Here is a 20,364-nt window from a genome sequence, read left to right on the forward strand (position 1 = left end):
GCCGCCCGATGATCGACCGTCGTGCGCTGCTGCTGTCCGGCGCCGGGATCGGCGCGGCGCTGCTCACCGGCTGCGGGGCCTCCGGCGCCGCCACCCCGCCCACGACCGTCGCCGACGTCGAGGCCCGCACCGGGCGGCGGCTCGCCGTGCACGCGCTCGACACCGGGACCGGCGCGACGGCCGGGCATCGCGACGGCGACCGCGTCCTGATGTGCTCGACGGTGAAGGCGCCGCTGGCCGCGTTCGTGCTGCACCGCTCGGTCACCGACCCCGGCCTGCTCGACCGCCGGATCCGGTACACCCGCGCCGACCTGCTGGAGCACGCGCCGGTGACCAGTCGCAACGTCGGCGCCGGGATGACCGTCGCGCAGCTCTGCGAGGCGGCGGTGACCGTCTCCGACAACACGGCCGCGAACCTGCTCTCGGCTGCCACCGGCGGGCCGGGCGCGCTGACGGCGTGGTTGCGCTCCCTCGGCGACGCCACGACCCGCGCCGACCGCACCGAGCCGTCGCTCAACTCCCCCGACGGCGAGCGCGACACCAGCACCCCGGCCGCGTTCGCGGCGACGCTGCGCACCCTGGTCCTCGGCGACGCGCTGCCGGCGCCGCACCGCGACCGGCTCGCCGGGTGGCTGCGCGCCAACACCACCGGCGAGGGCCAGATCCGTGGCGGGGTCCCGGCCGGCTGGTCGGTCGGCGACAAGACCGGCGGCGGGAACGCCGGCGAGAAGAACGACGTCGGGGTGCTGTTCCCGCCGCACGGCGCGCCGATGGTGCTGACCGTGTTCAGCGCCCCGGCCGATCCCGCCGCACCGGCCGACGGGGACCGGGCGAAGCAGGCGATCGCCGACGCGACCCGCGCCGCCCTGGCGCAGCTCGGCCGCGGGTAGCGCTCAGAGCTGCGCCAGGATCGCCCGCAGCACCGTGATCTGGCCGTCCGGGCCGGGGTGCACGCCGTCGTCCTCCCAGAACTCGGGGCCCACCGGCACCGAGGCGAGGTCGATCGCGGTCCGGTCGACGTCGCGCACGGTCGCGGCGAGGCGCGGCAGGTCCGCGGCGTCCCAGAACTCGCCGGTCAGGAACCGGGTCGACGTCGAGCGCTCCGGGTCCATCGGCGGCGGCACGATCAGCCGCACCCGGGCGCGCACCTCGGTCTCGAGCAGCGCCTTGAGCGCGTGCAGGTTCCGCCCGGTCTCCCAGGCCGACACCATCGGCACGGCCGCGGACGCGCCCTCGCGGCGGATGTCGTTGGTGCCCAGCAGGACCAGCACGCGCGTCGGGCGGCGTGAGATCAGGACGGGGGCCAGCGCCAGCGCGTCGCCGGTGGTGCGGCCGGACAGTGCGAGCACCTCCACCGACACCTGCGGGTGCATCCGCCCGACGAGCTCGACCAGGATCCGCGCCCAGCTGAGCCGGTCCGCCGACAGCGAGTCACCGACGACGACGATCCGCTCCCCCGGCGCCAGGTCCAGCGCGGCCACCCGGTCGGTGACGGCGGGGTCGGTGAGCAGGGCGTCCGCGGCGTCGAGCACCAGCTCGTCGAGGTCGGCGCGCAGGCCGGTCACCACCGACGGGTCGACGCCCGCGGCGTCGGCGAGCAGCCGGTCCACCGCCGACTCGCGCACCCCGAACGCGGCGAACGCGGGGAAGCCGGACAGGTCGGCGTAGCGGACCAGCCGAGGCAGAAGGTCGGGATCCACGACGCCAGCATGCCCGCCCCGCCCGGACGCCCGGGAACCCCCTCGCATCACCCGAACAGTCGCACGCAATTGTGATGCGCATCACCCAACAAGGTATGTACAACGCGGAAACCCGCTGCTCCGGACCCCGATTCAGGCTGACCCCACCGGCGGTATGGGGAGCCTCTGTTGGCTGGTGGGCGCAGGCGGGACGGTCCACGATCTGCGTCATGACCACGGCTCAGGACATGCCCCAGGTTCAGCAGTGCGCCGCCACCAGCTGCTCCTACAACTCCGACTCCACCTGTGGCGCGGGGGCGATCACGATCTCCGGTGACCACGCCGCCTGCGGCACCTTCGTCGAGATCTCGTTCCGCGGCGGGAACGGCAACGGCCTCGTCGGCGCGTGCCACCGCTCCGACTGCAAGTACAACGAGAAGCTGGAGTGCACCGCGTCGTCGGTGAACATCGGCAAGGGCACGGACGCCGCCGACTGCCTCACCTACGAGGCCAAGTAGGCGAGTTCCTCCGCACGCACCTCGCCGGACTCGTCGACGCGCAGCGCGCCGTCGGCGACCGCGAGGGCCGCGACGGGGTCGGCGTCGTCCACGAGGACGGCAATCCCCTCCGCGGCGACCGAGCGCAGCGCGGCGAGCACGGTGCTGCGTTCGGACGAGTCGAGGCCGTCGGTCAGGCGGTCGGCGAGGACCATCGCGGTCGGGCCCCGACGGGCCGACTCGACGGTGGCCAGCCGGTCGCCTGCCGGCTCGGCCTCGCGCGCGCCCAGCCGGCGGACGACCGCGTCGTGCCCGGACGCGCAGCGCCCGGTCGAGTCGTCGAGCCGGTTCATCATCCGGCGCCGCTGGACCGACGGACCGAGCAGCACCGTGACGCTGCCGGTCGGCAGACGTAGCGACATCAGGCCTCCCTCACCGTTACCCAGGCGAGCCTAACCGTTGATGACGGTGAGGTGAAGGCCGTCCTGCGCCGGGCCGGTACCGCCGGCCCGGCGGGGTGCGCTCAGCCGGTCAGGGCCGCGCCGGGGTTCTCGGGGGTGGTGCGGGCCTGGGGCAGCACCGGGTCGGGGCCGTCGGCGTCGGCCTGCGGGGTCTCGGGCGCGGCCCGGTGCTCCGCGGGGCCGGTGTGCGGGGTACCGGCGACGCGGCGGGCGTGCTCGGCGGCCTGGCGCGCGGCGGCGGCCCGGCGGATGTAGCCGGGCACGGTGCTCGGCGGCACCGGGACCTCGATCGGCGGGACGGCCCCGCCGAGACTGCGGACGGTTCGGCTGCGGCGCAGGTACGCCCAGCCCCCACGGCCGAGCCGGGCCAGCCGGACGGCCGCGCCGGAGTCGGGCATCGCGTCGCCGGCGCCGCCCTCGCGGGAGGCGATGTGCCGCAGCCGCGCGACCGCGGCGGGCAGCCGGCGCAGCGCGACCGCGCGGCCCTCCGGCGACAGCGCCACCTTCGCGAGGAAGCTGCCCAGGCCGAGGCCGTAGCCCTCGAGCTGGGCGCGCAGCGCGTTCTGGTCGGGGCGGTGGTGGTGCCACAGGTACGCGCCCGGGACGTAGCCCAGGACGTGTCCGGCCAGGATCATGCGGACGAGGAACTCGCAGTCCTCGCCGCCCTTGGTGGGGGTGCCCGGGCCCATGGCCTCGTCGAAGCCGCCCGCGGCGCGGGCGGGGGTGGCGCGCACGGCCATGTTCGCGCCGATGCCGAACAGGCCCGGGGAGAACGGGAAGATCGGCGAGTCCGCGGGGGGCTCGGCGAGGGTGAACCGGCGCGGGGTGAAGCCCTTGTTCCAGGCCAGCGCGACGTCGGCGGCACGCTCCTCCGGCGAGCCGAGGCGGGCGGCGAGCACCGGTCCGGACAGGCAGGCCAGGTCGGGGTCGGCGGCGAAGGCGCCGGCGATGCGCGAGGCCCAGGCGGGGTCGACCTCGGTGTCGTCGTCGGTGAAGGCGACGTACTCGGTGCGGGCCTCGGCCAGACCCCGGTTGCGGCCCACCGAGGTACCGCGGCGGGACTCGCGCACGTAGCGCACCCGCGGGGAGCCGGTGGCGGCCACGGCGCGGGCGGTGCGTTCGTCGTCGGGGTCGTTGTCGACGACGACCACGGTCAGGGCGGGGTGGTCAGAGGCCAGGACCGCGCGCAGGCAGCGGGCCACCATCTCGGGCCGGTTGCGGGTCGGGACGACCACGGTGATCGGTTCGTGCGACACCGGGGCCGGCGCGACGGCGTCGGCGGGGCCGAGGGACTCGATCGCCGCGGCGAGGGCGTCGACGGCGGCGTAGCCGTCGACGAGCGGCACGGTGATCTGGCCCTGCGGGGTCCCGGCCACGGTCACCAGCAGACGCGCCGCGCGGTAGGCGGGGTCGACCTGCAGCTCGCGCAGCGGCGCGGAGCGGTCCAGCTCGCCCACCCAGGTCGGCACGTCCGGTGTCGTCATGGGTTCCATGGTCCATGGCCGAGCTGTGATCACGCTGAGACCCCCGAGCAACATGCCCGGAATGTGTCGGACGAGCTGCCGACGCCTGGAGTTTCCTCACGCCGTGTACCGGACGCCGTCGCTGGTCAGGGCCGTTCGGGCGACGGGAACAGATCACGGACCTCCCCGGTTGGACGTAACGGATGACACGTCAACGACGTGGTCGCCACCACAACCTCGAAGGGAGGCCGGACCGATGACCCTCGATGCCCTGCCCTGGATGGACGACGCCGCAGTGCAGCCGGCCGACCGCTGGGAGCGCGCGACCTACCTGTTCGACTCGGGCGACCGGATCGCCGCCGCCCGCGTGCTGGACGAGCTGGTCGCCGACCGGCCCGACGCCGTCGCGCCGCGGCTGCTGCTCGCCCGCGCCTACTTCCACTCGGCCCAGCTCGGCCGGGCGGAGACGGCGCTGCGCGAGCTGCTGGAGCGCGCCCCGTCCGAGGGCTACGCCCACCTGCTCCTCGGCCGGACGCTGCAGCGCACGTCCCGCCGCGAGGAGGCCGCGCCGCACCTGCGGCTGGCCGAGGCGATGGGCGTGCCCCAGGACTGAACGAGCCGCTCCTGAGCACCACCCGGTCCGGCCCCGTCGCAGCGCGGCGGGGCCGGACCGGCACGCTGGCCGGGTGAGCACCGAGGACCTCGCGCGCCTGGAACGCCTGGCCGAACCGGAGGGCACCGCGCTGCTGGAGCGGCTCGCGGACTCCGACCTGTCCGGCGACGCGGCGCTGCGCCTCGGCACCGTCCTGCGCCGCGACCACCCCGCCGACCTGGTCGCCGACGCGATGGCGCAGGCGCAGCTGCGGCACCGGGCCGCGGCGAAGTTCTCCCGGGCCGCGGCGATGTGGTTCACCCGCGACGGGCTGGAACAGGCGTCGTCGGAGGTGATCGCGCGGCACCGCGCCGCCCGCTACGCCGGGCTGGGCCGGCTGGCCGACCTGTGCTGCGGCATCGGCGGCGACCTGCTGGCACTGGCCGACGGGCACGACGTCGTCGGCGTCGACCGGGACCCGGTGCACCTGTGGATGGCCTCGCGCAACGCCGCCGCCTACGACCGCGAGGCCGTGACCTGGTGCGGTGACGTCCGCGACGCCGACCTCACCGGGATCGACGGCGTGTTCGTCGACCCGGCCCGGCGCTCGTCGGGGGGCCGGATGCGGACCGGCACCTCGGAGCCGCCGCTGGAGTGGTGCGTGGAGCTGGCAGGCCGGGTCGGCGCCGTCGGGGTGAAGGCCGCGCCGGGGATCGACCACGACACCGTCCCGGGCGGCTGGGAGATCGAGTTCCTGGCGCTGGGCCGGGAGCTGAAGGAGGCCGCGGCCTGGTCGCCCGCGCTGGCTGCGAGCCGCACCCGCGCCACCGTCCTCGACGCCGACGGGACCGCGCACGTCCTCGCCGGCGACCCGGACCCCGAGGACGGCGACACCGGCGTCGCGGTCATCGAGCCGGGCACATGGCTGCTCGACCCGAACCCCGCCGTCACCCGCGCCGGGCTCGTCTCGCAACTGGCCGAGCGCACCGGGACGTCCCGGATCGACCCGCGGATCGCGTTCCTGACCGGCGACGAGGAGCCGCCCGGGACGCCGTTCGCCCGCCCGCTGCGGGTGCTGGACTCGCGGCCGTGGGACCAGAAGCGGCTCCCCCGGCTGCTGCGCGACCTCGACGTCGGCGCGGTCGACGTCCGCCGCCGTGGCCTCGCCGGGGACGTCGACGCGATCGCCCGGAAGCTGCGCGGCAAGGGATCCCGCCGGGCGACGGTCGTCATGACCCGGGCCGCGGACCGGCCGTGGGGCCTGGTCTGCGTCGATCCCTGAGCGGGCCAGTCGGGGCCGTCAGCCGCGGCCGGGGAAGTGGATGAACTCCAGCGCGATGCCGTCCGGGTCGCGGAACTCCAGCGTCGCGTAGCCGGTCGGGTCGTGGTGCTCGACGACGCCGTCGTGCGGCACCGCGAGGACGTCCAGCCAGCTCGCCCACCGGTCCAGGTCGCCACGGCGGGCGACACCGAACGCGAGGTGGTCGAGCGCGCCGCGAGGGCCGCCGAGGTCGTCGGCGGCGGGTGCGTGCAGCTCGATCATCACCCCGTTGCCCGGGTCGAGCAGCAGCACGGCCTTCTCCGGGTCGCCGATCCCGGCGGTGTGGTGCGGGAACGTCATCGGCATGCGCTGCAGGCCGAGCACCCGCTGGTACCAGGTGGCGCTGGCCTCCACGTCGCCCACGACGGCGGACACGTGGTGGAAGCCGGTGACCACCGGTCGTTCGATGCCCGAGCTCATCGCCGCCCGTCCCCTCCTCCGGCCGCCGGCCGCACCTGCGGTCAGTCAATCGGTCGCCGCGCCCGGTGTCCACCGGACTCCCGTTCCATGATCACGTGCACGGGTCGGCGGGGGTGTGCCGTGGCCGCAGCACACCGTTTCGGTACGCAGCACATGCTGCAGCGTGTGCTGCGTACGGACACGGTGTGCGGCAAGGCCGGTTCCCGCTGGGTCTGCCGCGACCCGTTCGGCGCGCCGGTTGGCCGCGGCCGGCTTGGCGCGGTGCCGCGGCGCGTGTCAGGTTCGCCGGTGTGCCCACCCTGATCACGCTCGCCCCGGGCTGGCTCGACGCCGTCACCGCGGCCGTCGACGCCGCCGCGCCCGGACCGGCCGGGAACCGCCTGATCGCGGTCGACGGGTTCTCCGGCGCCGGGAAGTCCACCCGCGCCGCCGAGCTGGCCGGGCACCTGGGCGCCCCGCTGCTCGAGATCGAGGACCTCTACCCCGGCTGGCACGGCCTCGGCCACGCGCCGGGCCTGGCCCGCGACGGCATCGGGGAGCCGCTGGCCCGCGGCAGGACGCTGCGGTGGACGTCCTGGGACTGGGCGCACGACCGGCCCGGGCAGGTACGCGAGCGGGCGCCGGCGCCGGTCGTCGTCCTGGAGGGGTGCGGGGCGGGCGGCCTGGCGCTGGCGGAGGTGACGTCGCTGCTGATCTGGATCGACGCCGACGACGACGTCCGCGAGGCCCGCCTGCACGCCCGTCCCGACTGGCCGGGCTACGCGCCGTTCCGCGACACCTGGCGGCGGCAGGAGCTGGAGCTCGCGGTGCGCGCCCGCACCCCGCAGCGGGCGGACGTCGTGCTCGTCGACCCCTGACGGTTCCGGCCGCGCGGAAGCGGCCCGGCACCACCCCCCACGAGGATGCCGGGCCGCCGGATCGCGGTGCGGGTGTCAGGGCCGGGCGCGCCGCACCAGCAGGTAGCCCCCGGCCGCGGCGACGACCGCCACGACCAGCGGGTAGGTCGCCAGCAGCAGTCCCCGGGGCGTCTCGACGAAGAACCGGCCGAACGCCGGCCACCCGCCCTGCCAGGTGATCAGAACTGCCAGCCCGCCCAGCACCAGCGTCAGCGTGACGAGGACCGTCCACACGCCGTACTGACCCCAGCGGCGGAAGACCGTGCCGATCGCGAGGAACAGGAATCCGAAGGTCAGCAGCGGCACCCAGTAGCAGGCGAACTGCAGCGCCGGATTGGAGTCCGGCACGATCCCGGCCGAGAAGAACTTCATCCTGATACCCCACCCGCCGGTCGCGAACTCGATGTTCACCAGGATCGTCACCAGCAGCGCGTGCACGAACGTCTCGGCCACCATCACCAGCGCGACGCCGGTGTAGAAGTCCCGCCGGGTCAGGCCGAGGCTGAGGGCGAACGGCAGGACCTGGGTCATCATCGCCAGGTAGCTCGCGCCGACGATGATCAGCAGCGCTGTCACCGCACCAGTTCCGCCCCCGGCCTCCGCGCCGGGCGAGGACCGCAGCTCGACCGTCCGGACGACCCAGAAGATCGCCACGTTGACCACGAAGATCACGGAGAGGACGCCCCAGACCAGGCCCATCCGGCGTCCGAGGTCGACGTTGGTCATCCGGGCGACCGCGACGAGCCGGTTCGGGACGGCGGTGGACGGTGCGGCGGGCACTGCGGCGGCGGTCATGACAGGACCTCCCGGCTGTCGAGGGACGGCACTCCGGCGTTCTGCTGGGTGGTGCGGACGACGAGCTGCTGCAACGAGACCGGCTCGAACTGCAGCCCGGGCACGGCCGGCTCCGGCTCGGCCCCGGCGAGGGTGACCCGCAGGAACCCGCCCATCGCCTCGCGGTGCAGCTCGGTGTGGCCGCGGGCGAACCGTTCGACGGCCTCGGCCGGCCCGGTGACGGTGACGGCGCGCCCCCGCAGCGCGTCGGCCTCCTCGTCGATCAGGACCCGACCCCGGTCGATCAGGACGACGTGCTCGATCAGATCCGACACCTCGTCGATCAGGTGCGTGGACAGGACGACCGTGCGCGGGTGCTCGGCGTAGTCGGCGAGCAGGTGGTCGTAGAACATCTGGCGGGCGACGGCGTCGAGGCCCAGGTACGGCTCGTCGAAGAAGGTCAGCGGCGCCCGCGACGCGAGTCCGATGATCACGCCGACGGCGGAGACCTGGCCGCGGGAGAGCTTCTTGCAGCCCCGCTTGAGCGGCAGCGAGAACTCCTCGACGAGCCGGTCGGCGAAGGCCTGGTCCCAGTGCGGGTAGACCGACGCGGCGGCCCGCAGCGCGTGCCACACCTGGAACGCGTCCGGGTACTTCAGCGACTCGCGGATGAAGCAGGTACGGGCGAGCACCGGCGCGTTCTCGTACGGGGCCTCGCCGAACAGCTCGACGCTGCCCGACGTCGCGAAGTTCTGGGCGGTCAGGATCTGCATCGCGGTCGTCTTGCCCGCCCCGTTGCGCCCGAGCAGGCCGTGGATGCGGTCCTGCTCGAGGGTGAAGCTCACGTCGTCGAGGGCCAGGGTGTCCCCGTAGCGCTTCGTGACGCCCTGCATGGCCAGCGCGTTCATCGCTCGTCCCCCCAGACGTCGATCAGCTTCTTGAGCTGCTCCGGGTCGATGCCGAGCTTGCGTGCCTCGGTGACCAGCGGAGCGATGTACTGCCGGGCGAAGTCCTCGCGCCGGTTGTCGAGCAGCCGGGTCCGTGCCCCCTCGGCGACGAACATCCCGATCCCCCGTCTCTTGTAGAGGACACCCTCGCTGACCAGCTGGTTCAGCCCCTTCGCCGCCGTCGCCGGGTTGATCCGGTGGAACGCGGCGAGCTCGTTGCTGGACGGCACCTGGGTCTCCTCCGGGTAGGTGCCGTCCACCACCGCGGAGGCGATGTCCTCCGCGATCTGCACGAACAGCGGCCGGCCGTCGTCGATCACGACGACCGCCCGGTTCGCCGGTGCAGTGGTTCGTTACTCATGTAATGAACCATAGCGGCGACGAACCCCGCGGTCCAGCGTTCCGGGGGAACCGATCGCACGAGAGCGTCGCTCTCGAATCAGGGCACCGGTCTACGGTGGCCCGGTGAACGCCTCCCGCACCGCCCGCGAACGCGCCCGTGCCGAGCTCGTCGCCGAGATCACCGCGGCCGCCCGGCGGCAGCTCGCCGAGACCGGGGCGGCGGCGCTGTCGATGCGGGCGGTGTCGCGGGAGATCGGGATGGTGTCCTCGGCGCTGCACCGCTACTTCCCCACCCGCGACGACCTGCTGACCGCGCTGATCGTGCAGAGCTACGACGCGCTCGGCGACGCCGTCGAGGCCGCGGCCGGGGCGGCGGACCCTGCTGATCCCGCGGCGCGCTGGCGTGCGGTGACGGGCGCGGTGCGGGGCTGGGCACTGGCGCATCCGCACGAGTACGCCCTGCTCTACGGCTCCCCCGTCCCCGGCTACCGGGCGCCCGCGGACACCGTCACCCCCGCCGGACGGGTGATCGCGCCGATGATCGCGGTGCTGGGCGACGCCCACGCCGCGGGCCTGCTCGACGTGCCGGACGGCCCCGCCCCGTCGGCCGCGGACGTCGCCGGGCTGCAGGGCGCGCTCGACGGGGCCCGGGACCTCCCGGGGCCGGCGCTGGCCGCCGCGGTCACCGCGTGGACCGGCCTGTTCGGGCACGTGTCGTTCGAGCTGTTCGGGCAGTTCGACAACGCGATCGCCGACCGGGACGCGATGTTCGACGCCACCGTCACCCGCCTGGGCCGCCTCGCCGGGCTTCCCTGCTGAACGCTGCCCCGCCGAGCGTCCGGACGGCCGAGCCTCAGCGGCGCTCGCGGATCCGCGCCAGCACCGCCAGCCGCCGGCGCCGCCAGGCCTGCAGCCCGCCCTGCTCGGCGCGCACCACGAACGCCAGCGCGGCGACCGCGACCAGCAGCGCCAGCAGCAGGTCCCCGACCGGGCCGATGCCGACGCGTCCGGAGCCCAGCGACGCCGCGGACGTCCCGACCGGCGGCAGCCACGGCCGGGTCCCGGTGATCACCACGAACGCCAGCCCGCACAGCAGCGCGACGCCCTGGCGCCGGAACACCGGGCGGGCGAACACCGATCCGACCGCGGCACCGGTGATCCCGCAGGACAGGTGGGCGAGGATCCCCTCGGCCAGGATCCCGACCGTCGCGGTGCCCCAGGCGGCGAGCACGCCCCACACGACGGCGAGCAGGGTCAGCGCCGCGATCCCGGTCGTCGCCGCGACCAGCACTCCGGCCGCGACGGGCAGCGGCCCACCGGCGGCGGACAGCGTGACGGTGCGGGCGACGTCGTCCTCGGACTCGGCGAGGGCGTGCGCGATCCACGCCCCCACCGGGTAGAGCAGCAGCGCGCTCGCCGCCCACGGCTCCGGGAGCGGGCCGGGGTCACCACCGAAGAGGATCGCCAGGGCGCCGGCGAAGAGCACGGCGGGCGCGACGAAGCGCTCGGAGCGCAGCACGTCCTCGCCGAGCAGTCGGGCGACGGCGACGGCGGAGCGGGCGCGGGCCGTCACGCTCACGCGCCGGCCCGTCCCAGCGGACGGCGCCGCCCGGCCGTGCGATCCCCCGCGCCGTCGTCCCGTGCACCCAGATCCCGCGCGCCGTCGCCCCGGGGGCGGTTGTCCCGTGCGCCGTTGTTCCGGCTGGCCTGCGGCGGGGCGTCCCGCCCCGTCGGCCGGACCGGGCGCACCGAGCGCACCGCACAGCCCGACGCGAGCGCCGCGGCCAGCCAGGCGTCGCTCTGCGGCGCGGGGACCAGCACGATCATCCGGCCGCGGCCGACTCCCTCCACCGGTACGGGCGGGAGCCGGTCGAGCACCGCTCGCGGGTCCCCGGCGCAGGCCAGGTCGATCCGCATGACGACGTCGGCGGGCGGAGCGGCGGGCAACGGCTGGGAGTCCGGGTCGGGCGACAGCTCGCCGTCCTCGATCCGGTGCAGTCGTGCGCCGGGCAGCACAGCCGCGGTCCCGGAGTGGTCGGTGAGCAGGGTGGGGCCGCCGCGGGCGGCGATCCGGGCGGTCAGCGCGTCGGCGGCCTCGTCGTCGAGACCGGACCACGGCTCGTCGAGCACGAGGACGCCGGGCTCACAGGCCAGCGCCTGCGCCAGCCCGATCTTCTGCGCGTTGCCCTTGGACAGCGCGGACATGGGCTCGTCGTCTGCGCCGTCGTAGCCGAGTTCCTCGAGCAGGGCGTCGGAACGGTCGCCGACCTCGTCGACGTCGAGCCGGCGGAGCTGGGCCATGTGGTCGAGCCAGCGCCGCGGCGGGATGCGCAGCAACGCGGGAAACCGGTCCGGCAGGTACCCGACGACCGCGGGCCGGTCCTCGACCCGTCCGGCGGTGGGCATCTCGACTCCGGCGGCGATCCGCAGCAGCGTCGACTTGCCCGCCCCGTTGGGCCCGCGGAGCACGGTCGGGCCACCCGGCGCGACGTCCAGATCGACGCCGCGCAACGCCACGTTCCCGCCCGGCTGGGTGTGGTGGATGCCGACGAGCCGCACGGCCACCTCCACCCTGTTCGTCACCTGCACACGCTGCAGGAATCAGGGTGGCACAACGGGCCGCGGACCCCGCCGCCCGGTCGGCTCCGCCGCAGCTCAGCGGGTTCCCGGCACCTCCTCGCGTCCGGCCCCATGCGCTCCGTGACGGGCAAGGGCCCGGCGGCGCCGCAGCCGGCGCACCACGAGCACCACCACCGCCGCGATCCCGACGACGAGCACACCCTTGCTGATCGGCGACACGTAGTTCTCGATCTCCGCCCAGCGCTCCCCCAGGTACCAGCCCAGCCCGACGAAGATCACGTTCCAGACCCCGCTGCCGAGCGCGGTCAGCACGGTGAAACGCAGCAGTGGCATCCGGGCGATCCCGGCCGGGATCGAGATCAGGCTGCGCACCACCGGGACGCAGCGGCCGCCGAGCACGAACCAGCTGCCACGCCGGTGGAACAGGTCGAGCCCCTTCTCCAGGTCACGACGACTGCACAGCAGGAACCAGCGGCGGCCGGCGAGCCGGTGCACGCGTTCGAACCCGAGCCAGGCGCCCAGGGCGTAGAGCAGCAGCGCCCCGGCCACGGCGCCGATCGTCGCCGCCGCCCACACCGCGACGACGTTCATCGCGCCGGTCGCGGCGCGGAACCCGCCGAGCGGCAGGATCGCCTCCGACGGGATCGGCGGGACCACGTTCTCCAGGAAGATCAGGATCCCGATTCCGGCGGCGCCGAGCCGGTCCACCGCGGCGAGGATCCACTGCATCAGTTCGGCCGTCACGCACTCCACTGTGCCTGAACGGACGAACCGGACACATCCGGCGACCTCTCAGATCACATCCGGGAACCCCGCACCGCGGTCAGGGGAGCCGGAACTGGATCCGCTCGACCGACGCGCTGAGCGGCCCGAACACCTCGCGGCGGAGGCGGTTGTGCTCCTCGTCGAGGTCGTAGGCCCGGTAGGCGTCCTCGTCGGCGAGGTCGACGGTGATCGACCAGCTCGCGTTGCCCTCACGCAGGCCCAGGTCGACCCCGGCCTTCACATCCAGCTCGACGCCGTCGATCCGCAGGTTCCGCAGCGCCTGCAGACCCTTCTCGATCTCCGACGGGTCCACGCCGTCCTTCAGCCGGCCGACCACCACGTTGCGGATCATCGCCCGCCTCCCGTCCTGTTCCCGATCTTGTCAGTTGCCCACGGTACGACGAGGCCCCGCCGGTGAGGGGGTGACCGGCGGGGCCTCGATGCTGTCCCGGCGAGGGGACGGATGGGGGGTCAGGCGGCCGCGGTGGCCGTCTCACCCTTCGCGGCGCGCTCGCGCAGCGACTGCGGTACGTCGAACCGGTCGCCGTAGCGCTCCTTGAGCTCGTCGGCCCGCGCGACGAAACCGGCGGGGCCACCGGGGTAGCCCTCGATGTACTGCAGCACACCGCCGGTCCACGCGGGGTAGCCGATGCCGAAGATCGAGCCGATGTTGGCGTCGGCCACGGTCTCCAGCACGCCCTCGTCGACGCAGCGGACGGTCTCCAGCGCCTCGATGAACAGCATGCGCTCGGACAGCTCGTGCAGGTCGACGTCGTGGTTGGTGGCACCGAACTGCTCGCGCAGTCCCGGCCAGAGCCGGGTGCGCTTGCCGTCGTCGTACTCGTAGAACCCGGCGCCGGAGCTCTTCCCCTTGCGGTCGAACTCGTCGACCATGCGGTCGATGACCTCGTCCGACGGGTGCGGGGTCCAGGTGCCGCCCGCGGCCTCGATGCCCTTCTTCGTCTCCTCGCGGATCTTGCGCGGGAGCGTCAGGGTCAGCTCGTCCATCAGCTGCAGCACCGGGGCCGGGTAGCCGGCCTGCGACGACGCCTGCTCGATCGTCTGCGGGTCGATGCCCTCGGCGATCATCGCGACGCCCTCGTTGATGAAGGTGCCGATCACGCGGCTGGTGAAGAAGCCGCGGGAGTCGTTGACCACGATCGGGGTCTTCTTGATCCCCAGGGTGAGGTCGAACGCCTTGGCCAGTGCCTCGTCGTTCGTCCGCTCGCCCTTGATGATCTCGACCAGCGGCATCTTGTCGACCGGCGAGAAGAAGTGCAGGCCGATGAAGTCGTCCGGACGGTCGACGCCCTTGGCCAGCTCGGTGATCGGCAGCGTCGAGGTGTTCGAGCAGAGCAGCGCGTCCGGGTTGATGTGCTTGGCGGCCTCCCGGAACACCTCCTGCTTGAGCTCGACGGACTCGAACACGGCCTCGATCACGACGTCGCAGCCGGCGAGGTCGGTGTAGTCGTCGGTCGCGGTGATCCGGCCGAGCAGGGCGTCGCCCTTCTCCTGGGTGGTCTTCCCGCGGGAGACACCCTTCTCGACCAGGTTCTGCGAGTAGGCCTTGCCCTTGTCGGCGGCCTCCTTCGAGACGTCCTTGAGCACGACCTCCCAGCCGGCGAGCGCGCAGACGTAGGCGATGCCCGCGCCCATCATCCCGGCGCCGAGCACCGCGACCTTGGTCGGCTGCCACTGCGCGGGGCCATCCGGGCGGGACTTGCCGCCGTTGATGGCGTTGAGGTCGAAGAAGAACGCCTTGGTCATGTTCTTCGAGACCTGGCCGCAGACCAGCTCGGCGAAGTACCGGCCCTCGATCTTCTGCGCGGTCTCGAAGTCGACCTGGCTGCCCTCGACGGCCGCGGCGAGGATGCTGCGCGGCGCCGGCATCGGCGCACCCTTGATCTGCTTGCGCAGGTTCGCCGGGAACGCCGGGAGGATCGAGGCCAGCTTCGGCGTGGCCGGGGTGCCGCCGGGGATCTTGTACTTCGGCTCGTCCCACGGCTGCGTGGTGTGCTCCGGGTTGGCCTTCACCCAGTCCTTGGCCTTCTGCAGCACCTCCTCGGGGGTGGCCGCCAGCTCGTCGACCAGGCCCAGCTCGAGGGCCTTGGCCGGCTTGTGCCGCTGGCCCTGCGCGAGGACGTTCATGAAGCCGTTGGCGATGCCGAGCATCCGCGTGACCCGGGTGACGCCACCACCACCGGGCAGCAGGCCCAGGGTGACCTCGGGCAGGCCGTAGATGGCGCCCTTGGCGTCGAGCGCGACGCGGTGGTGCGCGGCCAGGGCGATCTCCAGGCCACCACCGAGGGCGGTGCCGGTCATCGCGGCGGCGACCGGGCGGCCGAAGGTCTCCAGCTTGCGCAGCTGGGCCTTCACCTCGGTCACGAGCTCGACGATCTTCCCGGCGTCGTCCGGCCCGGCCGACGAGAGCGCCTGCAGGTCGCCACCGGCGAAGAAGGTCTTCTTCGCCGAGGTGACGACGACGCCGACGATGTCGTCCTTGTGCTTCTCCAGATCGTCGACGACCTCCCGCATGGCCTCGCGGTAGCGGTCGTTCATGGTGTTGGCGCTGCGGCCCGGGTCGTCGAGGGTGACGACGGCGATGCCGTCGGCGTCCTTCTCCCAGCGGACGGCCTTCTGCTCACTCACTGCTGTTCAGTCCTTCCGAAGATCCGCGGCCGCTGTCAGACGAGCTCGACGATGGTGGCGATGCCCATGCCGCCGCCGACGCAGAGCGTGGCGAGGCCGCGCTTGAGCTCGCGGCGCTCCAGCTCGTCGACGAGCGTCCCGAGGATCATCGCGCCGGTCGCGCCGAGCGGGTGGCCCATCGCGATCGCGCCCCCGTTGACGTTGGTGATCTCGTGCGAGATCCCCATGTCCTTCATGAAGCGCAGGGCGACGGCGGCGAACGCCTCGTTGATCTCGAAGAGGTCGATGTCCTCGACGGTCAGGCCGGCCTTGTCCAGCGCCTTGCGCGCGGCCGGCGCCGGGCCGGTCAGCATGATCGTCGGGTCGGCGCCGGACAGCGCGGTGGCGACGACCTTGGCGCGCGGGGTGAGGCCGTTGGCCTTGCCCGCCGCCTCGGTGCCGATCAGGGTCAGCGCGGCGCCGTCGACGATGCCGGAGGAGTTGCCGGCGTGGTGGACGTGGTCGATCTTCTCGACCCAGTGGTACTGCTGCAGCGCGACGGCGTCGAAGCCGCCCTCCTGGCCCATCATCTCGAACGACGGCTTGAGCCCGCCGAGCGTCTCGACGGTCGCGCCGGCGCGGATGTGCTCGTCGCGGTCGAGGACGGTGAGCCCGTTGCGGTCCTTCACCGGGACGACGGAGTCGGCGAACCGGCCGTCGGCCCAGGCCTTGGCGGCGCGGGTCTGGGACTCGACGGCGAAGGCGTCGACGTCCTCGCGGGAGAAGCCCTCCAGCGTCGCGATGAGGTCGGCGCCGATGCCCTGGGGCACGAAGCCGGTCTCGTAGGAGGTGTCGGGGTCCATCGCCCAGGCGCCGCCGTCGGAGCCCATCGGCACCCGGCTCATGGCCTCGACGCCGCCGGCGATCACCAGCTCCTCCATCCCGGAGCGGACCTTCTGCACGGCGGTGTTCACCGCCTCCAGGCCGGACGCGCAGAACCGGTTGAGCTGCACACCGGCGACGGTGTCGGGCAGCCCGGCCGCGATCGCGGCGGTCTTGGCGATGTCGCCGCCCTGGTCGCCGATCGGCGACACGACACCGAGGACGAGGTCGTCGATGGTGTTGGGGTCGAGCTCGGGGTGACGGGCACGCAGCTCGTCGATCAGTCCGACCACCAGGGAGATCGGCTTGACCTCGTGCAGCGAACCGGAGGCCTTGCCCCGGCCGCGCGGCGTGCGGATCGCGTCGTAGATGTAGGCCTCGGGGATCTCGCTCATCCGAACCTCTCGTCGGTGGTCGCCAAGGAGCGCGCCGCAGGCAGCACTGCCCCTACTTGCTGGTAACCCCTTGTTACAGCAGCGCTGTCACAAGGGTCAACAGTCTCGCCCGAGTATGTGACACCTTCGATGTCACATCAAGACTGTCACATAGCCCTTTCGGGCCGTACCCTCCTCGCCATGTCCGCCGCACCCGTCGAGTCCGAGGACCTGCTGACCGTCGACCAGCTCGCCGAGCGGACCGGCGTCTCGGTGCGGACCATCCGGTTCTACTCCGGCAAGGGCCTGCTGCCCGCGCCGCTCATGCGCGGCCGGACCGGGCTCTACGACTCCGGGCACCGCGCCCGGCTCGACCTGATCAGCGAGCTGACCGGACTCGGTTTCACCCTGGCCGCGATCGAGAAGCAGCTCGCCCGTGTCCCGCTCGACGCCGGCCCGGAGGAGCTCGCGCTGCAGCGCGCCCTGCTCGCGCCCTGGGTCCCCGAGCGCGACGAGCTCATCGGCACCGACGAGCTGGCGGCCCGCGCCGGGCGCCCGCTCGACGACGGCGACCTCGCCACCCTGGAGAGCCTCGGCGCGATCAGCCGCCGGGGCGACGAGATCTGCGTGCACGGCGAGATCTCACTGGCCACCGCCCTGGACGCGCTGGCCTCGGGCCTGGACCCGGAGCTGTGGCAGCGGGCCCAGGGGATGATCGAGCGACACACCGCCGCGCTCGCCGAGGACCTCATGGGCCTGTTCCAGGAGGAGGTGCTCCAGCCCTACCGCGACCGCGGACGCCCCGCCGACGAGCGCGGCCGGCTCGCCGCGGCGCTGTCCCGGCTCAAGCCGATCACCGTGCAGGGTGTCGTCGCGACGTTCGGACGGGCGGTGAACCGGACGATCCGAGAGCGCGTCGAGGGGCCGACACGGGAGCGAGGAACTCCGACGCAGTAGCTCCACTCACGCGACCAGCCGAGGTCGCCCGGACGCCGTGTCGCGGATACGGCGTGCCGCCCGGGTGAGCATCGCCCGCACGACCCACGGGTGGATGTGACGCACGACCGACCAGTAGAGACGCCCCCGCGCTCCGTGCAGCTGCACCGTCGTCGCCAGCACCACCCGGCCGGGCTCGACCCGCACCACACACCGGAAGTCCAGATGCCCGGCGTCGGCGCCGAGCAGCACCTCGCAGTCGTCGTGGTCACGGATCTCGAACTCGTCGCCCCGGGACCGCTCGATCCCGACCAGGCCGACGAGCGCGTCGCGCAGTCCCAGCAGTACCGTCACCAACGGCGGCGGCTCCCGGAAGATCACGTCCGCCCATCGCCGCGGGTCGTCCGGCATCCCGGCCGGCACGGCGACGGCGACCGCGTCCGCGGCATCCGCATCGTCGGGGTCGAGCAGGCCGTCGTGCGGCAGCGGAACCGCCTGGACCCGGGGCGCATCCCGCCGACGGAGCAGCCGAACCCACCACGACCATCGGACCGGCCGGACGGGGCCGGCCCCGACGCGGGCCTCCGCACGGTCGAACAGGTCCTCGACCACCGCGTCGTGCAGCCATCGGACTGCTACCGGCCAGCCGAGGAGCATGGCACCGCTCACGTGCCCGTCGACCACGTGCCGCAATCGGGAGGCCCGCGGGCCGAGCGGTTCGACGGTGAACGTGTGAGTGCCGCGCAGGCCGAGCCCCGGGTCGAGCGTGCACTCGAGGCGCCTGCCGGGGTCGTAGCCGGTGACGCGATAGCGGATGGCCCCGTGACCACCGGCCGATCCGTTCCGCAGCGGCCGATCCAGCTCCATGGGCGCCCACTGCGGCACGGGCCACAACTCGTCGTCCGGACCACCGAGACGGTCCAGGAGGACTCCGAGCTCCGCCGCCGATGCCGCGACCTCTCGGACGTGCACGTTCCGCACCTTCATCGGACCCTCCGTACGCCACCGTATGGTGTCCGTACGGTAGCGTACGGACATGCCCGAGAGGAAGCAGCTGAGCCGGGAGGACTGGGCTGCGGCCGCGCTGGACGCACTCGCCGCCGACGGCCTGCGCGGCGTGGCGGTCGAGCCCCTCGCCGTACACCTCGGGGCGACGAAGGGCAGCTTCTACTGGCACTTCCGCAACCGCGATGCACTGATCGAGGCCGCCCTGGACCTGTGGGAGCGCCGCAACACCGCAGACGTGATCGCGGCGACAGCCGACAACCCGGACCCCCGCTCCGCACTGCGCACGCTGCTGAGCACCACTCTCGGTTCGGTCACCACGGACGCCCCCGCTCCGTCGAGGACCGGGCACGCGGTCGAGGTCGCGCTGCAGGCCGACGCGCGCAACCCGCTCGTCGCAGCCGCCCTGGACCGGGTGGCCCGGCAGCGGCTGGACCACCTGACAGAGCTCTTTGTCCGGCTCGGCGTACCGACCGGCGGGGCGCGGCAACGCGCGGCGCTCGGCCTCACCGCGTACCTCGGCCAGGTCCAGCTCGCCCGCGCAGCACCGGATCTCCTGCCTCGCGGCCCAGCACTCGACGCCTACCTCGACTACCTACTCGACACGCTGACCGGCGATTCGCGCACCGGGTGACCGTCGCCGATCACGCCTAGACTCCTGCCATGACGACGTTCGAGTACCCGGTCCGGGTGCGCTACCACGAGGTGGACGCCCAGGGCGTGGTCTTCAACGCGTGGTACCTCGCCTGGTTCGACGAGGCGATGACCGAGTTCCTCGAGTTCCGCGGCCTGACCTACCGCGCCATGCTCGACGCCGGCTACGACGTCCAGCTCGTGCACACCGAGGTCGACTGGAGCGCCGGTGTCGGGTGGGGCGAGGACGTCGCCGTCGCCGTCTCCACCGCGCGGCTCGGCACCACGAGCTTCGAGCTGGACTTCCAGGTCCGCCAGGAGAACGGGACGGTGACCTGCTCGGCGCGCACGACCTACGTCGTCATCGCCGTCGACGGGTCGGGCAAGCAGGAGATCCCGCCGCTGATCCGCAACACGCTCGGGGCCCCACAGCCGCTGCGAGCGAACTGACCGACATGTAGCACATTATGTGCTACCTTCCGTTCGTGGAGTCGGCCGAGCACGAGCGCATCGGAATCCGGGAGCTGCGCCAGAACGCGTCCCGGTACGTCGCCGCGGCCAAGGCCGGACGGCGGGTGCCGGTCACCGAACACGGCAAGCTCGTGGCCTACCTGGTTCCCGCCGACGAACCGACGTCGATCCTCGACCGGCTGGAGGCGGCCGGGCAGCTCCGCCGCGGCGCAGGCACCCTGGACGAGCTCCCGGCACCACCACCCGTTCCGGAGGGCTCCCCCAGTCCGTCCGAGGTCCTGCGCGCGATGCGGGACGAGGAACGCTGGTGATCTACGTCGACACGTCGGCGTTCCTCAAGACCGCGTGGGCCGAGAACGGTTCCGCGGAACTGCGCGAGTACGCCGGGCACCGGGAGGACCTGGTCGCCAGCCGGCTGCTGGAGCTCGAGGCACGACGCGGCGCCCTCCGGGTCGACCCCTCGGCCGTTCCGCGGATCGACCTGCTCCTCGCCCGGTACACCCTGATCGGCGTGAGCGACGCGGTCGTCGAGACGGCGAGCCGCCTCCCGAGCCCGTACCTGCGATCGCTCGACGCCGTCCACCTCGCGACCGCGCTCCTGCTGGGCGACGAGCTCGACGCACTGCTCACCTACGACGACCGGCTCGCCGACGCCGCACGCTCCCACGGCATCACTGTCGTCTCCCCCGGTGCGTGAG

25 protein-coding genes are annotated in these 20,364 nt (G+C 73.5%); 11 read left to right on the plus strand and 14 right to left on the minus strand.

Annotated elements, in window-relative coordinates:
- The first annotated feature begins 8 nt into the window (after window positions 1-8).
- Window positions 9-890 carry a class A beta-lactamase gene (gene bla / locus ACLE50_RS17435; protein ID WP_410944627.1) on the plus strand — a complete coding sequence of 294 codons (882 nt, stop codon included), beginning with the start codon at window positions 9-11 and terminating at the stop codon, window positions 888-890.
- 3 nt (window positions 891-893) lie between these two features.
- Here the strand turns inward: bla and ACLE50_RS17440 are convergent, their stop codons facing one another.
- Window positions 894-1,700: an SGNH/GDSL hydrolase family protein gene (locus ACLE50_RS17440; protein WP_410944628.1), complete on the minus strand. Its 807-nt coding sequence runs from the start codon at window positions 1,698-1,700 to the stop codon at window positions 894-896.
- Between the two features lie 209 nt (window positions 1,701-1,909).
- On the opposite strand from ACLE50_RS17440, the gene ACLE50_RS17445 reads away from it, so the two are divergent.
- Window positions 1,910-2,197 carry a DUF1540 domain-containing protein gene (locus ACLE50_RS17445; protein ID WP_410944629.1) on the plus strand — a complete coding sequence of 96 codons (288 nt, stop codon included), beginning with the start codon at window positions 1,910-1,912 and terminating at the stop codon, window positions 2,195-2,197.
- Here ACLE50_RS17445 and ACLE50_RS17450 read toward each other — a convergent pair.
- Together ACLE50_RS17450 and ACLE50_RS17455 are read right to left on the minus strand one after the other, a co-directional pair.
- Window positions 2,182-2,598 (minus strand): hypothetical protein, encoded by a 417-nt coding sequence (locus ACLE50_RS17450; protein ID WP_410944630.1) that lies wholly within the window; start codon window positions 2,596-2,598, stop codon window positions 2,182-2,184. The two genes, ACLE50_RS17445 and ACLE50_RS17450, sit on opposite strands and share 16 nt — an antisense overlap.
- A gap of 101 nt (window positions 2,599-2,699) precedes the next feature.
- Window positions 2,700-4,121: a glycosyltransferase family 2 protein gene (locus ACLE50_RS17455; RefSeq protein WP_410944631.1), complete on the minus strand. Its 1,422-nt coding sequence runs from the start codon at window positions 4,119-4,121 to the stop codon at window positions 2,700-2,702.
- A gap of 235 nt (window positions 4,122-4,356) precedes the next feature.
- On the opposite strand from ACLE50_RS17455, the gene ACLE50_RS17460 reads away from it, so the two are divergent.
- Together ACLE50_RS17460 and ACLE50_RS17465 are read left to right on the plus strand one after the other, a co-directional pair.
- On the plus strand, window positions 4,357-4,713 hold the full coding sequence (locus ACLE50_RS17460; RefSeq protein WP_410944632.1) for a tetratricopeptide repeat protein: 357 nt from the start codon (window positions 4,357-4,359) through the stop codon (window positions 4,711-4,713).
- 73 nt (window positions 4,714-4,786) lie between these two features.
- A complete protein-coding gene (locus tag ACLE50_RS17465) occupies window positions 4,787-5,974 on the plus strand; it encodes a class I SAM-dependent methyltransferase (protein WP_410944633.1) in 1,188 nt (395 codons plus the stop codon).
- An 18-nt stretch (window positions 5,975-5,992) separates the two neighbouring features.
- Here ACLE50_RS17465 and ACLE50_RS17470 read toward each other — a convergent pair whose 3' ends face one another.
- Window positions 5,993-6,433: a VOC family protein gene (locus tag ACLE50_RS17470; RefSeq protein ID WP_410944634.1), complete on the minus strand. Its 441-nt coding sequence runs from the start codon at window positions 6,431-6,433 to the stop codon at window positions 5,993-5,995.
- 290 nt (window positions 6,434-6,723) lie between these two features.
- Between ACLE50_RS17470 and ACLE50_RS17475 the strand changes: the two genes are divergently transcribed.
- On the plus strand, window positions 6,724-7,290 hold the full coding sequence (locus tag ACLE50_RS17475) for a nucleoside/nucleotide kinase family protein (protein ID WP_410944635.1): 567 nt from the start codon (window positions 6,724-6,726) through the stop codon (window positions 7,288-7,290).
- A gap of 75 nt (window positions 7,291-7,365) precedes the next feature.
- On the opposite strand, the gene ACLE50_RS17480 is transcribed toward ACLE50_RS17475, so the two are convergent.
- Genes ACLE50_RS17480 through ACLE50_RS17490 form a run of 3 tightly spaced genes read right to left on the minus strand, consistent with a single transcriptional unit; the run spans window position 7,366 to window position 9,367 of the window.
- Window positions 7,366-8,124, minus strand: coding sequence for a hypothetical protein (locus tag ACLE50_RS17480; RefSeq protein ID WP_410944636.1), 759 nt, complete (start codon window positions 8,122-8,124; stop codon window positions 7,366-7,368).
- A complete protein-coding gene (locus ACLE50_RS17485; protein WP_410944637.1) occupies window positions 8,121-9,011 on the minus strand; it encodes an ABC transporter ATP-binding protein in 891 nt (296 codons plus the stop codon). The genes ACLE50_RS17480 and ACLE50_RS17485 overlap by 4 nt, the downstream gene beginning before the upstream one ends.
- Entirely contained in the window at window positions 9,008-9,367 is a 360-nt protein-coding gene (locus tag ACLE50_RS17490; RefSeq protein ID WP_410944731.1) for a GntR family transcriptional regulator, read from the minus strand. The genes ACLE50_RS17485 and ACLE50_RS17490 overlap by 4 nt, the downstream gene beginning before the upstream one ends.
- Window positions 9,368-9,515: 148 nt before the next feature.
- Here ACLE50_RS17490 and ACLE50_RS17495 point away from each other — a divergent pair, with 148 nt between their 5' ends.
- Window positions 9,516-10,211: a TetR/AcrR family transcriptional regulator gene (locus ACLE50_RS17495; RefSeq protein ID WP_410944638.1), complete on the plus strand. Its 696-nt coding sequence runs from the start codon at window positions 9,516-9,518 to the stop codon at window positions 10,209-10,211.
- 34 nt (window positions 10,212-10,245) lie between these two features.
- Here ACLE50_RS17495 and ACLE50_RS17500 read toward each other — a convergent pair whose 3' ends face one another.
- The 6 genes from ACLE50_RS17500 to ACLE50_RS17525 form a co-directional block, all read right to left on the minus strand.
- Window positions 10,246-10,971, minus strand: a complete 726-nt coding sequence (locus ACLE50_RS17500; RefSeq protein WP_410944639.1) for a hypothetical protein — start codon at window positions 10,969-10,971, stop codon at window positions 10,246-10,248.
- Window positions 10,968-11,975 (minus strand): ATP-binding cassette domain-containing protein, encoded by a 1,008-nt coding sequence (locus ACLE50_RS17505; protein WP_410944640.1) that lies wholly within the window; start codon window positions 11,973-11,975, stop codon window positions 10,968-10,970. The genes ACLE50_RS17500 and ACLE50_RS17505 overlap by 4 nt, the downstream gene beginning before the upstream one ends.
- Window positions 11,976-12,047: 72 nt before the next feature.
- A complete protein-coding gene (locus ACLE50_RS17510; RefSeq protein ID WP_410944641.1) occupies window positions 12,048-12,716 on the minus strand; it encodes a DedA family protein in 669 nt (222 codons plus the stop codon).
- 79 nt (window positions 12,717-12,795) lie between these two features.
- Window positions 12,796-13,089: a Dabb family protein gene (locus ACLE50_RS17515; RefSeq protein WP_410944642.1), complete on the minus strand. Its 294-nt coding sequence runs from the start codon at window positions 13,087-13,089 to the stop codon at window positions 12,796-12,798.
- A gap of 119 nt (window positions 13,090-13,208) precedes the next feature.
- Window positions 13,209-15,386, minus strand: a complete 2,178-nt coding sequence (locus tag ACLE50_RS17520) for a 3-hydroxyacyl-CoA dehydrogenase NAD-binding domain-containing protein (protein WP_410944643.1) — start codon at window positions 15,384-15,386, stop codon at window positions 13,209-13,211.
- 35 nt (window positions 15,387-15,421) lie between these two features.
- Window positions 15,422-16,642: an acetyl-CoA C-acetyltransferase gene (locus ACLE50_RS17525; RefSeq protein WP_410944644.1), complete on the minus strand. Its 1,221-nt coding sequence runs from the start codon at window positions 16,640-16,642 to the stop codon at window positions 15,422-15,424.
- Between the two features lie 180 nt (window positions 16,643-16,822).
- Here ACLE50_RS17525 and ACLE50_RS17530 point away from each other — a divergent pair, with 180 nt between their 5' ends.
- Entirely contained in the window at window positions 16,823-17,578 is a 756-nt protein-coding gene (locus ACLE50_RS17530) for a MerR family transcriptional regulator (RefSeq protein ID WP_410944645.1), read from the plus strand.
- Window positions 17,579-17,584: 6 nt separating this feature from the next.
- Here the strand turns inward: ACLE50_RS17530 and ACLE50_RS17535 are convergent, their stop codons facing one another.
- Complete coding sequence (locus ACLE50_RS17535; RefSeq protein ID WP_410944646.1) at window positions 17,585-18,544, minus strand: DUF2867 domain-containing protein; 960 nt, start codon at window positions 18,542-18,544, stop codon at window positions 17,585-17,587.
- Between the two features lie 49 nt (window positions 18,545-18,593).
- Between ACLE50_RS17535 and ACLE50_RS17540 the strand changes: the two genes are divergently transcribed.
- The 4 genes from ACLE50_RS17540 to ACLE50_RS17555 are packed head-to-tail and all read left to right on the plus strand — an operon-like array spanning window position 18,594 to window position 20,363.
- On the plus strand, window positions 18,594-19,196 hold the full coding sequence (locus tag ACLE50_RS17540; RefSeq protein WP_410944647.1) for a TetR/AcrR family transcriptional regulator: 603 nt from the start codon (window positions 18,594-18,596) through the stop codon (window positions 19,194-19,196).
- 29 nt (window positions 19,197-19,225) lie between these two features.
- Window positions 19,226-19,645, plus strand: a complete 420-nt coding sequence (locus tag ACLE50_RS17545) for an acyl-CoA thioesterase (RefSeq protein ID WP_410944648.1) — start codon at window positions 19,226-19,228, stop codon at window positions 19,643-19,645.
- A 35-nt stretch (window positions 19,646-19,680) separates the two neighbouring features.
- Complete coding sequence (locus ACLE50_RS17550; protein WP_410944649.1) at window positions 19,681-19,977, plus strand: type II toxin-antitoxin system Phd/YefM family antitoxin; 297 nt, start codon at window positions 19,681-19,683, stop codon at window positions 19,975-19,977.
- Window positions 19,974-20,363 (plus strand): type II toxin-antitoxin system VapC family toxin, encoded by a 390-nt coding sequence (locus ACLE50_RS17555; RefSeq protein WP_410944650.1) that lies wholly within the window; start codon window positions 19,974-19,976, stop codon window positions 20,361-20,363. Before ACLE50_RS17550 ends, ACLE50_RS17555 begins: the two co-directional genes overlap by 4 nt.
- Window position 20,364 lies beyond the last annotated feature (1 nt).

Source organism: Pseudonocardia phyllosphaerae (assembly GCF_046546475.1).
GTDB lineage: Bacteria > Actinomycetota > Actinomycetes > Mycobacteriales > Pseudonocardiaceae > Pseudonocardia > Pseudonocardia phyllosphaerae.